At 70.4% G+C, this 13484-nt stretch carries 12 protein-coding genes; 6 read left to right on the top strand and 6 right to left on the bottom strand.

Features of this window, described 5'->3' with window-relative positions; all coding sequences use genetic code 11:
• Window positions 1-37 precede the first annotated feature (37 nt).
• The gene (locus F8566_RS50430) at window positions 38-1243 is read right to left on the bottom strand and encodes a hypothetical protein (RefSeq protein ID WP_192810103.1); all 1206 of its coding nucleotides are present in this window, start codon (window positions 1241-1243) and stop codon (window positions 38-40) included.
• A 143-nt stretch (window positions 1244-1386) separates the two neighbouring features.
• Here F8566_RS50430 and F8566_RS40345 point away from each other — a divergent pair, with 143 nt between their 5' ends.
• Both F8566_RS40345 and F8566_RS40340 read left to right on the top strand, forming a co-directional pair.
• Window positions 1387-1896: a helix-turn-helix transcriptional regulator gene (locus F8566_RS40345; protein WP_151567969.1), complete on the top strand. Its 510-nt coding sequence runs from the start codon at window positions 1387-1389 to the stop codon at window positions 1894-1896.
• A gap of 203 nt (window positions 1897-2099) precedes the next feature.
• Complete coding sequence (locus F8566_RS40340; protein WP_151568150.1) at window positions 2100-2885, top strand: TrmB family transcriptional regulator; 786 nt, start codon at window positions 2100-2102, stop codon at window positions 2883-2885.
• Here the strand turns inward: F8566_RS40340 and F8566_RS40335 are convergent.
• From F8566_RS40335 to F8566_RS40320, 4 genes are read right to left on the bottom strand one after another with little or no spacing between them, the layout of a single operon-like run.
• Complete coding sequence (locus tag F8566_RS40335; protein ID WP_225993948.1) at window positions 2862-3998, bottom strand: carboxylate-amine ligase; 1137 nt, start codon at window positions 3996-3998, stop codon at window positions 2862-2864. The genes F8566_RS40340 and F8566_RS40335 overlap by 24 nt on opposite strands.
• 52 nt (window positions 3999-4050) lie before the next feature.
• On the bottom strand, window positions 4051-4851 hold the full coding sequence (locus F8566_RS40330; protein WP_151567964.1) for an alpha/beta hydrolase: 801 nt from the start codon (window positions 4849-4851) through the stop codon (window positions 4051-4053).
• 9 nt (window positions 4852-4860) lie between these two features.
• Entirely contained in the window at window positions 4861-5787 is a 927-nt protein-coding gene (locus F8566_RS40325; RefSeq protein ID WP_404800391.1) for an aminoglycoside phosphotransferase family protein, read from the bottom strand.
• A 21-nt stretch (window positions 5788-5808) separates the two neighbouring features.
• A complete protein-coding gene (locus F8566_RS40320) occupies window positions 5809-7416 on the bottom strand; it encodes a PucR family transcriptional regulator (RefSeq protein ID WP_151568148.1) in 1608 nt (535 codons plus the stop codon).
• A gap of 158 nt (window positions 7417-7574) precedes the next feature.
• On the opposite strand from F8566_RS40320, the gene F8566_RS40315 reads away from it, so the two are divergent.
• The 4 genes from F8566_RS40315 (at window position 7575) to F8566_RS40300 (ending at window position 12666) form a co-directional block, all read left to right on the top strand.
• The gene (locus F8566_RS40315) at window positions 7575-8852 is read left to right on the top strand and encodes an aspartate aminotransferase family protein (protein WP_151567959.1); all 1278 of its coding nucleotides are present in this window, start codon (window positions 7575-7577) and stop codon (window positions 8850-8852) included.
• Window positions 8849-10345, top strand: a complete 1497-nt coding sequence (locus F8566_RS40310) for a CoA-acylating methylmalonate-semialdehyde dehydrogenase (RefSeq protein ID WP_151567955.1) — start codon at window positions 8849-8851, stop codon at window positions 10343-10345. The genes F8566_RS40315 and F8566_RS40310 overlap by 4 nt, the downstream gene beginning before the upstream one ends.
• 374 nt (window positions 10346-10719) lie before the next feature.
• Window positions 10720-11055, top strand: coding sequence for a hypothetical protein (locus F8566_RS40305; protein ID WP_151567951.1), 336 nt, complete (start codon window positions 10720-10722; stop codon window positions 11053-11055).
• 411 nt (window positions 11056-11466) lie between these two features.
• A complete protein-coding gene (locus F8566_RS40300; protein WP_151567948.1) occupies window positions 11467-12666 on the top strand; it encodes an extracellular solute-binding protein in 1200 nt (399 codons plus the stop codon).
• A 565-nt stretch (window positions 12667-13231) separates the two neighbouring features.
• Here F8566_RS40300 and F8566_RS40295 read toward each other — a convergent pair.
• On the bottom strand, window positions 13232-13483 hold the full coding sequence (locus tag F8566_RS40295; protein ID WP_151567946.1) for a hypothetical protein: 252 nt from the start codon (window positions 13481-13483) through the stop codon (window positions 13232-13234).
• Window position 13484 lies beyond the last annotated feature (1 nt).

Raw genomic sequence — 13484 nt, 5'->3', positions numbered from 1 at the left:
TCGATGGTTCCGGAGCAGTCCGGCGCACCGCATCGATTCATCCGTTCGATCCCTTCGCCCGCGATGAGATGGCCTGCTGGTAACCCGACAGCGTCACGGTCGCCTTCCGGAGGTCACAGGGGGATGTCCAAAGGAGCTCACGGGCCTCCTGGTAGCGGCGCGTGAGCTCGGTGTCCTCGGCCAGACCGAGCCGCGCGGCCTTGACACGGTAGGCGTCGAGTCGGCCGCGCAGCTCCTCGCGCCGGTCCAGGAGCCCGGTGATGAGGGCATGGTCGTTCCGTGCCTGCTGGAGGGCGGTCGCGGCGGCGCGTTCGAGATCGCCGACGCGTTCCGCCAGGTCGCTCCAGCGGCGCGCGTCCCGCAGGACCGGGAGCGCCGCCAGCCGGTCGGCGAGCGCGGCCGAACGGTCGGCCAGGTCCGGGAGCACCGGTGACGCGATCTTGATGAGGACCTGGTCGCGGGCCTGGCGGGCCGCCGCTTCGGCCTCGCGCACCTGGTCGACGGCCGCCGCGGCCCGTGCGATCCGCGCGTCCGAGTCGGCCCGGAAGGCCGCGGCCTCGCCCAGCCTGCGCCGGAGCTCGATCAGGCCGGTACTGGCCGCCCGCAGCCGGGAGGTGTCGACGTGGCCGCCTTTCTCGAACGAGAGCGGATCGGTGCGCACGGCGGCCGCGAGATCGTCGAGCTCGCGGCCGAGGCGGTCGAGCTCGGGGTCGGGCCCGCCGAGGGACACCGCCAGTTCGTGCACCGCCCTGCGGTCCGCCTCGACCTGGCCGAGTGCCGCCAGCAGCTCCGACCAGACCGCGTCGACGGCGGCCACCATCTGCGCGGCCTCCTCGAACAGCGGGGTCATCCGTTGGACCACCTGGGCGAGGGTCAGCTTCTTGCCGGTCGGTGTGGAGAGCAGCGTGCGGCGTTCGATCGGCACTTCTTCGGTCGGCAGCTCGACCGACGGCCCGGTGAGCAGCCGGGTCAGCTCGGCCAGCTGGGCCTGGCCGGGACGCGAATGGCGGGCGCGCAGCTCCTCGGCCGCGGCCAGCGTGCCGCCGTAGTGGTCGAAGAGGCTCCACAATGCGGTCATCCGGGACTGCAGCTCCGCCTGCCGCCGCGCGGTCTCGCCGGTGACCGCCGCCCCGTCCAGCAACCGATGGCCCTGGTGGCCCTCCAGGTCGAGAAGGGCAAGGCTGATGCGCTCCTTCTCGTCCCGCAGGTCCTGCAGGGCACGGTCCACGTCATCGCGGTTCATCAGCGGTCGCCCGGTACCGGCAGCATGCACATCTAGCCCCCGATTCCCCCGGATTGTGCACTTTTTGAGGGATCAGTTTCCCGTATGGGCAGGGTCGGGCTCAAGACCTCCAAAATGTCAGTGTTCGAACGTATGATCGAACCATGGCGAACGTTACGACGTACCCCGGCAAGACACACCACACCGACGGCGCCGCGCTGACCGCCGCCGAGATCGCCGCCCTGGCGCTCTCCCTCGCCCACCTCGGCGCGGGGCCGCAGGCCACCACCGCCCGCCGGGCCCTCCGCCACCTCCTCGACACCGACAGCCACGACGACGTCGTCACCGCCACGCTGGCCACGCTCACCCGCCCGCTCGAGGCCTCCACCGCCGACCGCGCCCGCGTGGTGGCCGCCGCCATCACCGAGCACCGCGTCGTCCGCCTCTGCTACGGCGACGCCGGCGCCAACGTCACCATCCGCGAGGTGGAGCCCGTCACCTGCCTCGTCCACCGCGACCACTGGTACCTCGTCGGCTGGTGCCGCATGCGCCGCGGCGTCCGTGCCTTCCGCTTCGACCGCATCCTGGCCGTGGAGTCCACCGGCCTCCCGGCCCGTCCCCGCCGCGCCGAGCGTTACCTGCCGTTCCAGCGCCGAACGGCCGCCGCCGCCTGATCCCTCCCACCGCGAGGTGGGCGACACCGAGGTCGTCCACCTCGCCCCCTGGCAGGTGAGGTGGACGAAAGCGGGGTCGTCCACCTCGCCGCGGCGGGCGCCCGGGTGTCAGCGGGGTCGTCGGCCCGGCCTCCCAGGCGCCCGGCTGTCAACGGCTGATCAGACCGGCCATGAGCCCGCCGCGTAGCATTGCGGCGGTGAGCATGCAGGACGTCCTCGACCACCTCCAGCGGCTGGGCATGTCGGGGTACGAGTCCAAGGCGTACGTCGCGCTGGTGGCGGCGGGGAAGCCGATCAACGGGTACGAGGTGGCGAAGCGGTCGGGGGTGCCGCGGAGCACGGTGTACGAGACGCTCGGGAAGCTTGTGGCCCGTGGGGCGGCGTACGAACTGCGGGAGTCGCCGGACGCGACCGAGTACCTGCCGCTGCCGCCCGAGGCGCTGCTGGACCGGATGCGGCGGGAGTTCGACGGGTCGGTGGAGGCGTTGAAGTCGGCGCTGCCGGCCGTGGCGGCGGCGCCGGAGGCGCACCTGGTCCACGGACTGCGCGACGGCGCGGCGATGCTGGCGCGGGCCGAGGACGTGGTGGCCGGGGCGCGGCGGGACCTCTTCCTGTCGGTGTGGCCCGAGGAGATGGAACGGCTGCACGCGGGCGTCCGGGCTGCGGCGGAACGGGGCGTTGACGTCTCGGTCGTGGCGTTCGGGGAGATCGAGGAGGTCGGGCACGTCTACCGGCATCGTTATCCGGCCGACCTGGGTTACCGGCTCATCGTCGTCGTGGGGGACCGGCGCGAGGCGGTCGTGGGCGGGTTCGGCAACGGGGCGGCGTGGGGCATCTACACGGCGGACCCTGCCGTCGCCTTGATGGCGGTCCAGTACGTGCGGCAGGACGCCGCCCTGCAGGTCGTCGCCGACCGCGTGGGCGCCGACGAGCTGGACCGGTGGTTCGAGGCCGACCCGGGCCTGCTACGGCTCCTCGGCCGTGCCTGACGTCTGGGCGATGGCTTCGGAGACGATGGCCCTCACGTCGCGGGCCCGCGTGTAGACATGGCGTTGCCACTGGGCGCCGTTGCCCCGTTCGAGAAGCCGCCGCAGGAGCCTGCGGACCGTGTCGAGGTCCCCGGACGCGGTGAGCGCCGGAGTGAGGTGGTCGAGAAGGGCCTGCACGACCGCCTGGGCGGGCGCCGGACGCCTGGTGACCGGGTGCACGAGGTCGTCCAGCAGTCCGGAACGGCTCGCCCGCCAGACGGCCAGCTTGAGCAGGTCGGTCCGCACCCGGTCGGGCGGGATCCCGGCCCGCCAGGCCTGCGCGGCGGTGTCCACCATCGCCCGGACCAGCGCGGCGATCAGGACGGTGTCGTCGGCGTGGAGGCAGACGTCGGAGATCCGGACCTCCACGGTGGGGTAGTGCCGGGACAGCCGGGCGTCGAAATAGATCATTCCCTCGTCCAGCAGGGCGCCGCTGTCCAGCATGGCCTCGACCGCGGTCCGGTAGCCCTTGGCCGACTCGAACAGCTCGGTCGGGCCGCTGGACGGCCAGCGTCCCCAGACCTGCTGGCGCCAACTGTGGTATCCGGTGTCGCGCCCCTGCCAGAACGGGGAATTGGCGCTCAAGGCCAGGAGCGGCGGCAGCCACGGCCTGATCCGGTCGAGGACGGCGACGCCCTCGTCCGGCGAGTCCACGTTCACATGGACATGGCAGCCGCAGGTGAGCTGCTCGTCCGCGGTCTGCGCGTACGCGTAGGCCATACGCCGGTACCGCAGCGAGGGCGTGATCGACGGGTGCACGGTGACCGGCGAGGTGGCGAGCGCCACCACCGCCGCGCCCACGCCCCTGGCCGCCTCCGCGGCCGCCTGCCGCCCGCCGCGTATGTCGTCAGCGAGGTCGGCGAGGGAGGCGCAGGGCGCGGTGCCGGTCTCAAGCTGCTCGCGCTGCAGCTCGGTTTCGAAAGGCTCGGCTCTCTTGCCGGAGAGCGTGACGCCGGCGTGATCCTTGGCGTACCGGATCACGGCGCCCGAAACCGCCTGAGGTGCCCCGCTCACCGGGTCGACGAGCAGGAGCTCCTCTTCCACCCCGATAGTGCGCAGTTCATGTTGTGCCACTGTCCTGTTGTGCCCGCCGTAGCCCGGAAGGTACATCCCAGAGCCCGCGCGTTCATCCGAACACCGTTCGGTTGCCCCCGCCCTCTTCGAGCCATTCTCGGAGGAGGGTGCCGGATTCTTCGAAGCGGTCGAGGTAGAGCATGTGGCCGGCGTCGATCTCGGTGATGGTGAGATCGTCGCCCAGGGACTCGCGGCAGGCGGTCACGAAGGTGGGGCGGACCATGGCGGCCTGGGTGGCGATCACCAGGTGCGTGGGGACGCCGGGTGGGGGCGGTAGGGGTGGGCGGGCCATCTCGGAGAAGGCGGTCACCACGGCGGCGGGCTCGAAACGCCAGCGCCAGCGGCCGTCCTCGTCCTGGTGAAGGTGGTCGGCCACCTCGTCGTCCTCCGCGCCGGCGTAGGCCTCCGGCCAGCTCTTGGCGCGGTCCGCACGGGCGTCGGCGGGGGTGGCGAACGAGGGTTGGGTGCAGGCTTCGTGGGCCCGCTGGCGTGCGCGGGCGGGGTCCAGGCCGGTCGCGGGATCGAGGAGGACGAGGCGCCGCACGCGTTCGGGGGCCGTCCGGGCCAGGTGTACGGCGATTATCCCGCCGTAGGAGTGGCCCACGATGTCCGTACGGGGGATGTCCTCCGTGTTGAGGAGTGCGAGGAGATCGGTGACGTGCTGGTCCACATGCCAGGGGGCATCGTGGGTCGAACGGCCGTGGCCGCGAAGGTCGGGCGCCAGGACGTGGTGGTCGGGCAGGTGGTGCTCGGCCAGCCTGCGCCAGCGGCCGCCGTGGCCGTTGATGCCGTGCAGGGCGAGCACCGGGGGGCCCGCCGGATCGCCGTACCGGCTCACGTTGATGCCCGTCATGCCGGAATCCTAGAGGTACGGGTAGAGGGCCTCGGCTATCGCGCGCTGGACCCCGTCCATCTGCTCCTCGCCGTCCTCGACGTCCCACAGGACGTTCTGCAGGACGCGGCCGTACGTCCAGCCCACGGCGCGCTGCCGGTCCAGGCCGAGGATCTCGACCATGAGGTCGAAGCGGCGGCGGACGGCGCGACCCACGTCGCCGGTCGCGACAATCTCGTCCCACCGGTTGTCGATGGCGGGCAGCAGGTCGAATCCTGGGTCGCCCGCGAGGGGCTTGGGGTCGATCGCCAGCCAGGGTTCGCGTTCGCCGGCCAGCACGTTGTCGTAGTGCAGGTCCCAGTGCAGGAGGCGGTCACCCGGCTCGGCCACGAGGTCGGAGACGACGGCGGCGCAGGTTTGCACGACGCGCCGTTCCTCATCGGTGTGGAACGTGGGGAGCGCGGAGGGAACCTGGTCGAGCATGGCCTGCGCGATGTCGCCCAGGCGGCGCATGCCCTCGGGGGCGGGGTGGGCCACGAGGCGGGCGAGGAGCTCGGTGAGGATCTGCAGGGCCTTGGTGTCGTCGGGCACCGAGGAGAGGGAACGGGCGGAGTCCAGCCGTTCGAGGAGCATCACACCGGTCGTTTCGTCAGACCTGAGGAGGCGGACGGCGGCGTCGCCGTCCCACAGCCGCAGCCCGACCGGCTCGCTCTCGGTCTCCTCATCGAGGATCTGGAGCTTGAGGGCGGCGGGTGTGCCGTCGGACGTCCGTACGGGGAGCACGAGGGAGGCCATGCCGTGCATCGAGCCGCCGGTGATCGTCAGGTCCCAGCGCTCGAGGTGGTCGGCGGCCAGGCGGGGCAGCGAGGCGATCCAGGCGCGACCGGCCTCACCGTTGTATTTGGACTGCGTCGTGGCCAGCTCGGCGGGCACCTCGATCTCCGACATGATCGACACGCTAACCGGGCTGTCAAAGCGTTAACTGAGCCGGACAGAGCTCAGGGCCAGCAGCGCCACGTGCAGTGAGGCGCAGGACTCGACGTCGTCCAGGTCGGCGTCCAGGACCCGCTCGATGCGGCGCAGGCGTTCGTAGAAGGCGGGGCGTGACAGGTGCGCCTGCTGGGCGGCGACGGCCTTGTTGCGGCCCGACTCCAGGTAGAGCTCCAGGATGCGGGTGAGATCGGCGCCGCGTTGCGCGTCGTACTCCAGCAGCGGCCCGAGCTCGCGCTCGACGAACGTCTGCAGCCGGGCGTCGTCGCGCAACAGGTGCAGCAGGCCGCGCAGGCGCAGGTCGGGCAGCCGGTAGAAGAGCCGCCCGCCGGAGCCCCGGCATGCGACGTCGGCGACCTGCTCGGCCTCCAGGAACGAGCGGCGCACGTCGCGGATCGACTCCACGACAGATCCGGTGGCCATCACGATGTCGCCGCCGGACTGCTTGCGGATGCGGGTGGCCACCTCGTTCAGCGCGGTCTCGACGTCGGCACGGGCGGGCAACGACGCGAGCACGCCGACGCGGGCCTGCGGGCCGCTCTCGTCGAGCACGCCGACCAGGGCGGCGAGCCGGGCGTCCTTGCACGCGGTGGCGGCCGCCTCGGCGAGCTCGCTCAGCTCGGCCGGCGGGGCGGCGGTGCCGCTGCGCGGGCGGAGGACGACGCCGAGGAGGCGGCGGCCGGACAAGGGGACGCCGAGGGCGCGGGCGCGGGCGGCGGCCTCCTGCGGGTCGGAGTAGGAGTGGGCCAATATGCGGGTGATGATCGTGCCGTGCGCCTGGCGTTCGATGCTCTCGGCGTGCCGGTCCAGCAGCCGGCCGAGCGCGAGCGTGGTGGCGGCGCGTTCGATCAGGACGGTCTCGCGCGGTGTCGGGGGCGCGTCGCAGGTGAGGATCAGGCGGCCCCAGTCCTCGCCGCGCGCGCCGACCATGGTGACCAGCCAGCCGGACGCCTCGTCGTAGGCGGTCCGCTGGTCGAGCCGGACGGCGCGGGAACGGGTCTCCCAGGCCGACAGCAGCTCGGCCGGGTCCTTGCCGCCGGCGTCGGCGGCCAGCACCTGGTGGGAGAGGTTCTCCAGCACCACCGGATGGCCGCCGAGGGCCGCCACCTGCCGGACGACCTCGTCGGTCGACGCGCCCTCCACCGACAGCTGGGTGAAGATCTCGTGGAGCTCCTCGGAGGCGCGCAGCTCGGCCATCTGGTCCTGCAGGATGCGCGCGTGCACCGACTCGGTGATGTCGACGAACGCGGGCTCGTGCGCCAGCATCACCACCGGCAGGCCGTGGTCCTCCGCCGCGGCGATCAGCGCCGGCGGCAGCACGCTGGCGTAGCGGCGGCCGAGCTCGACCATGAGCCCGCTGACGCCGACCTCGGACAGCTCGCCGATGTAGGCGCGCAGCCGGGCGGGCTCGTCCGGCAGCGCGATGCCGGTCGTCAGCACCAGCTCGCCGCCGTGCAGGAGGTGCGCGATGTCGGTCACCTCGGCCACGTGCACCCAGCGCACCCGGTTGTCCAGGCGGTCCTCGCCCGCGACGACGCGCGGCTGGCCGCGGCGGACCGCGTCCAGCTGGAGCACATCGGCGAGGGTGGGCAGCATCGTCTGGATCATATCCCGGCATTCTGTCAACTCAATATGATGAATGAATTACACATTGTAAAAAGCGGCTACGCTTCCGTCAGACCGTCAATCCAAAGGCGCTGGTCTTGACACTCTGCGGGTAGTCCGGCAGGGCGGCAGATGGCGAGACTTGGGGCATGCCGGATAACGAGAACCTCCTCCGGCGCCACCGGGCGGTGATGCCGGACTGGCTGGCGCTGAACTACGAACGCCCCCTCGAGATCGTCAGCGGTAAGGGCAACCGGGTCACCGACGCCGACGGGAACAGCTACCTCGACTTCTTCTCGGGCATCCTCACCAACATGCTCGGGTACGACGTGCCCGAGGTCCGCGAGGCCGTGGAACGGCAGCTGGCCACCGGGATCGTGCACACCTCCACCGCGTACCTGCTGCGCGGCCAGGTCGAGCTCGCCGAGAAGATCGCCCGGCTGTCGGGCATCCCCGACGCCAAGGTCTTCTTCACCAACTCGGGGACCGAGGCGAACGAGACCGCCCTCCTGCTCGCCGCGTACACCCGTCGCAGCGACCAGATCCTCGCGATGCGGCAGGCCTACCACGGCCGGTCGTTCGGCGCGATCGGCGTGACCGGTCACCGCGGCTGGAAGAACACCTCATTTTCGCCGGTGAACGCGCATTTCCTGCACGGCACCGACCGGCATCTGCCGCAGTTCGCGGGCCTGTCGGACGAGGACTACATCAAGGTCTGCGTCGAAGACCTGCGCCACGTCCTGGCGACGGCGACGGCCGGCGACGTCGCGGCGCTCATCGCCGAGCCGATCCAGGGCGTCGGCGGGTTCACGATGGCCCCTGACGGGCTGTTCGCCGCGTACAAGGAGGTCCTGGACGAGCACGGCATCCTGCTCATCTCCGACGAGGTGCAGACCGGCTGGGGCCGTACGGGGTCCAGCTTCTTCGGCATCGGCAACCACGGCGTCACGCCCGACATGCTGACGTTCGCCAAGGGGCTGGGGAACGGCTTCGCGGTCGGCGGCGTGGTCGCCCGCGGCGAGCTGATGGACGCGCTGCCCGCGGTCGGGCTGTCCACGTTCGGCGGAAACCCGATCTCCATGGCCGCCGCCAACGCCACCCTCGACTACGTGCTCGACCACGACCTGCAGGCCAACGCCGCCAAGCAGGGCGCGGTCATCATCGGCGGCCTCAAGGAGGCCGCCGCCCGGCTGCCGGTGATCAAGGACGTCCGCGGCAAGGGCCTGATGTTCGCGATCGAACTGGCCGACGCCGCGACCGCCGCCGCGCTCATGGAGGAGACCCGCAAGCGGGGGCTGCTCGGTGGCAAGGGAGGCCTGTACGGCAATGTCGTCCGCATGGCACCACCCCTCACCCTGAGCGGCGCCGAGGCCGTCGAAGGCCTGACCATCCTGATCGACTCCCTGGAAGCGTTGAACGGATCATGAGCAGCAAGCACGTCACCCACTGGATCAACGGCAAGCCGTCCACGAGTGTGGCCGGCCGGCGTGGGGACATCTACGAGCCGTCGACCGGGCGGCTCAGCGGCACCGTCGACTTCGCCGCGCAGGCCGAGATCGACGCCGCCGTGGCCGCGGCCAAGGCCGCCTTCCCGGGGTGGCGCGACACCTCACTGGCCCAGCGCGCCAAGATCCTCTTCCGCTTCCGCGAGCTGCTGACCGAGCACCGCGACGAGCTGGCCCGGCTCATCTCGTCCGAGCACGGCAAGGTCGTCTCCGACGCGGCCGGCGAGGTCGCCCGCGGCCTTGAGGTCGTGGAGTTCGCGTGCGGTGTCCCGCACCTGCTGAAGGGCGGGTTCTCGGAGAACGTCTCGTCGCGGGTGGACGCCTACTCGATCCTCCAGCCGCTCGGCGTGGTCGCCGGGATCACCCCGTTCAACTTCCCGGCCATGGTGCCGATGTGGATGTTCCCGGTGGCGATCGCCTGCGGCAACACGTTCATCCTCAAGCCGTCCGAGAAGGACCCCTCGGCGTCGGTCAGGCTCGCCGAGCTGTGGGCCGAGGCGGGGCTTCCGGACGGCGTCTTCAACGTGCTGCACGGCGACAAGATCGCCGTGGACGGGCTGCTGCACCACCCGGACGTCAAGGCGGTCAGCTTCGTCGGCTCCACCCCGATCGCGCGCTACATCTACGAGACCGCCGCGCGCAAGGGCAAGCGGGTCCAGGCGCTGGGCGGCGCCAAGAACCACATGGTCGTCCTGCCCGACGCCGATCTGGACCTGGCCGCCGACGCCGCGGTCTCCGCCGGCTTCGGCTCAGCGGGGGAACGCTGCATGGCGATCTCCGTGGTGGTGGCCGTCGATCCCGTGGGCGACGAGCTCCTGAGCAAGATCAACGAGCGGGTGGCACGGCTGAAGGTCGGCCCCGGCGACGACCCGGAGTCCGAGATGGGTCCCTTGGTCACCCGCGAGCACCGCGACAAGGTCGCCTCGTACCTCGACAGCGGCGTCGCCCAGGGCGCGACCCTGGCCGTCGACGGCCGCGAGACCCGGGTGCCGGACGGGGAGGGGTTCTGGCTCGGCCCGACGGTCCTCGACCATGTCACCCCCGAGATGGACGCCTACCGGGACGAGATCTTCGGTCCGGTCCTGTCGATCGTCCGCGTCGGCTCGTACGAGGAGGCGATGGCGCTCCTGGACGCCAACCCGTACGGCAACGGCACGGCCATCTTCACCAACGACGGCGGCGCGGCCCGGCGGTTCCAGAACGAGGTCGAGGTGGGCATGGTCGGCATCAACGTGCCGATCCCGGTGCCGATGGCGTACTACTCCTTCGGCGGCTGGAAGGCGTCCCTCTTCGGTGACAGCCACGCGCACGGCATGGAGGGCGTGCACTTCTATACCCGCACGAAAGCTGTCACCGCCCGCTGGCTCGATCCGTCCCACGGCGGCGTGAACCTGGGCTTCCCCACGAACGGCTGAGGGAGCGGGCCAGTGACTTCTCACTGGCCCGCCATACACGCCCTGAGACCGGACGAACTGCATCAGATTGTACAAATAGGTTGAAATAACTATGCCCGGCGGACTGTCACCGGAGCCAACGTGAGTGATTCACGGTACCTGTGTGACTCACGAGGGTTAGCGCCGGGTCACGGGCCGTCGCCCAACGTGAGAAAAGCCAGGTCCCTGACGCTGGGATTTTCTGTCGCCCGTATGTTCTCGTCGTCAATTTTCGTCTTTTCCGCTTCGACAAATAATAGCTACAAGTGTTGACTCGCTCTGTGACCGGCGACACAATCTGACTGTCTCAATTAATTGAGGCAATTACAAAAAGGTCAGAGTCCGGAGTCAAGGCTATGGCTGACGATCACGCCGCTGAGGTCGCCGCCCTCAGTAGGCGTTATCCGAGCTGGACCATTTGGTTCGGCCTCTTCACCGGCCACTGGTGGGCGCTTCCGCCCCGCGACAGTGACGTGGACGAGTTCATCGAGGCCGAGACTCCGCAGTGGCTGATCGCACGCATCGAGGTGATCCAGAACACCGAGCCGCCGATCGAGAGCATCCCCCGGACCTCGGACGACTCCCGCCGGAACGCGCGACGCCCCTCGAATCTCCTCCGTCTCGAGGGCGTCACACCGTCGCCGTTCCGCCGGGTACCGGTGGTCGCGTGGCCAGGCAGCACTGCAAGGTGATCCGCTGTTCCCCAACCTCGCCACGTATCGCCGGTGCCGCCGCGGCCCCGGGAAGGACAGTAGCCCGCGCCATATCCCTCTCCAGCAACCTCCGTGTGTGGCGCGGACGCCAGCACCCGCTGTCCCTCCCGGCCGCGGCGGTTTCGTTTCGGCGTGCGTGACTGCTGAGGCCCTCGTTTCGATGAACGACATTTTTCAATATCTGTAACCCTTGAGCCATTGCCATTATTAGGCCCCGTCAGATCAGTGAAGACGGTTCCTTTCAATCAACTCGTCTACGCCTCATTGAATGACTGGCGTTCGGCTTGCCGTCAAGCCCGGCAGCGGCAATAAATGACGGCAGGGGGACACCGCGGGCTTCGCGACGCGCTACGCTGCGCCGACGGGACCGTACACAGACGGGGAGCGGAGATGAGGCTGCGGGCCAAGGTGACCACCTCGGTGGTCGCGACGGTTCTGGTCATGGGGCTGAGCGCCTGCAGCGAGGACGAACCCGCGGGCACCACCCAGGTGGCCGCCACCGTCGGCCAGGGTGAGGGTCTGCTCAACCTGGTGACGATGAAGGGCCTCGTCGAGAGCGGCGCCAGCGACCCGCGCGTGGACTGGGTGCAGCCCTTCGAGGAGCGCACCGGCTGCAAGGTCGTCTGGAAGGAAGTGAAGACCGCCCAGGAGATGGCCGACTTCACCAAGAACAAGTCCCGCCGCTACGACGGCATCTCCGCCCCGCCGGAGGTCGCCGGCCAGCTGATCGCCAACGGTCAGGCGACCCCCGTCAACACCGGCCTGGTCGACGGCTACAAGAAGCTCGAACCCCGCCTGCGGACGTTGCTCAAGAAGGACGGCAAGACCTACGGCGTCCCCTACGTGTGGAGCTCGAACCTGCTCCTGTACAACACCGGCGTCCTCCAGCCCGCCCCGACCTCCTGGGCCGCGCTGTACGACCCGAACGAGGCCAAGAAGTACTCGCAACGGCTCATCGTCCGCGACAGCCCGCTGACGATCGCCGAGGCCGCGCTCTACCTCAAAAGCAAGGAGCGCAAGCTCAAGATCACCGACCCCTACTCCCTCACCCGCAAACAGCTCGACGCCGCGACCCGCGTACTGACCAGACAACGTCCGCACGTCAAGCTCTACTGGGAACAGCCCGCCGACTCGATCAGCGCGCTCGCCGGCGGCGAGTCCGTGCTCGGCGGCGTCTGGCCCTACCAGGCCGACGTGCTGGGCCGGGCCGGAAAGGCCGTCCAGGCCATCGCCCCCTCCGAGGGCGTGACCGGCTGGATGACCGCATGGATGATCGGCGCCCGCCCCGAGCACCCCAACTGCATGTACCAGTGGCTGGAATGGACCGTGTCCCCCGACGTCCAGGAGCAGGTCGCCGCATGGACCGGCCTGGCCCCGGCCAACCCCCAGGCCTGCGCCCCCGACCGTCTCAAGACCGCCTTCTGCAACGCCAACCACGTCGGCGACCGGAACTACCTCAACAAGGTCATCTTCGCCCACACCCCGGCCAAGGCCTGTGGCAGCCCAGGCGGCGAGGAAGGCCGCCGCGACTGCACGGACTACGCCGAGTGGACCCAAGCCTGGATCCAGGCCACCAAAGCAATCAAATAACCACCCGCAACCCGATCATGCAGCCCGCCCACCCGCAGGCGATGAGGTGGCGGCGCCGCCCGCAGGGCGGCCAGGTAGCCCCGCCCGCAGGGAGGTCAGTGGCGACGCGGCCGCAGGGCGATCAGGTGGCCCGCCCACCCGCAAGGCGATGAACTTGCGCACCCGCCCGCAAGGCGATCAGGCAGCCCCGCCCGCAAGGAGGTCAGTGGCGCACCGCCTGCACGGCGATCAGGTAGCGCGCGAGCCGCAAGCCAATGAGCCGGCGCACCCTGCCCGCAGGCGATCGGGTAGCTGTCACGCACGCAAGCCGGTCGAGAGCAGACCAACGACCCCAGGTTGCACGCGGGCGCGCTAACGGGTCGTGAAGCGAGCCGGAGGCGAAGCTTCACGAGAGATCGCGAAGCGATGTCGCGCCCCCTCCCGCTGCACACCCCGAGGCCGAAAAAGCAATTAAATGAGGCGCGCCCGACCGCCCCCAGTCGGGCGCGCCTCTCGGGGTGGTCCCGGGCCTCCCCCCGAATGCCCGGGTCACCCTTCCTCCTGGAGAGATTCCAGTGGCGCCGGCCTAGTCGGCCGTCGCTCCAGCCAGGGCCATCGGGCCTCCGGCGTTCGTGGTCGGCTCCGTGAAGTGCTCACGGGGCCGCGGCAGGGCGGGTGCGCAGTCGGCGCACGCGAACACCCCTGGACCGTTCGGCAGGCAGCCGACGCGCACGTGCGGGCGCGGCCATTTCTTGTGGCAGACGACGCATGCGTCGCCGTTGCGTTGCGCGGCGCTCAGAGCGCCGGGGTCGAACTTCAGTTCGCCCGTCCGGTCCATC

Source organism: Actinomadura rudentiformis, assembly GCF_008923185.1.
GTDB lineage: Bacteria > Actinomycetota > Actinomycetes > Streptosporangiales > Streptosporangiaceae > Spirillospora > Spirillospora rudentiformis.
The sequence above is the reverse complement of the archived record's forward strand: the minus strand, read 5'-3'. Positions and strand labels throughout refer to the sequence as shown.

Bases quoted from the DNA above. Each gene is read 5' to 3' on its own strand.
- F8566_RS50430 (WP_192810103.1), bottom strand. From the start codon at position 1,243: ATGAACCGCGATGACGTGGACCGTGCCCTGCAGGACCTGCGGGACGAG.
- F8566_RS40345 (WP_151567969.1), top strand. From the start codon at position 1,387: ATGGCGAACGTTACGACGTACCCCGGCAAGACACACCACACCGACGGC.
- F8566_RS40340 (WP_151568150.1), top strand. From the start codon at position 2,100: ATGCAGGACGTCCTCGACCACCTCCAGCGGCTGGGCATGTCGGGGTAC.
- F8566_RS40330 (WP_151567964.1), bottom strand. From the start codon at position 4,851: ATGACGGGCATCAACGTGAGCCGGTACGGCGATCCGGCGGGCCCCCCG.
- F8566_RS40320 (WP_151568148.1), bottom strand. From the start codon at position 7,416: ATGCTGCCCACCCTCGCCGATGTGCTCCAGCTGGACGCGGTCCGCCGC.
- F8566_RS40315 (WP_151567959.1), top strand. From the start codon at position 7,575: ATGCCGGATAACGAGAACCTCCTCCGGCGCCACCGGGCGGTGATGCCG.
- F8566_RS40310 (WP_151567955.1), top strand. From the start codon at position 8,849: ATGAGCAGCAAGCACGTCACCCACTGGATCAACGGCAAGCCGTCCACG.
- F8566_RS40305 (WP_151567951.1), top strand. From the start codon at position 10,720: ATGGCTGACGATCACGCCGCTGAGGTCGCCGCCCTCAGTAGGCGTTAT.
- F8566_RS40300 (WP_151567948.1), top strand. From the start codon at position 11,467: ATGAGGCTGCGGGCCAAGGTGACCACCTCGGTGGTCGCGACGGTTCTG.
- F8566_RS40295 (WP_151567946.1), bottom strand. From the start codon at position 13,483: ATGGACCGGACGGGCGAACTGAAGTTCGACCCCGGCGCTCTGAGCGCC.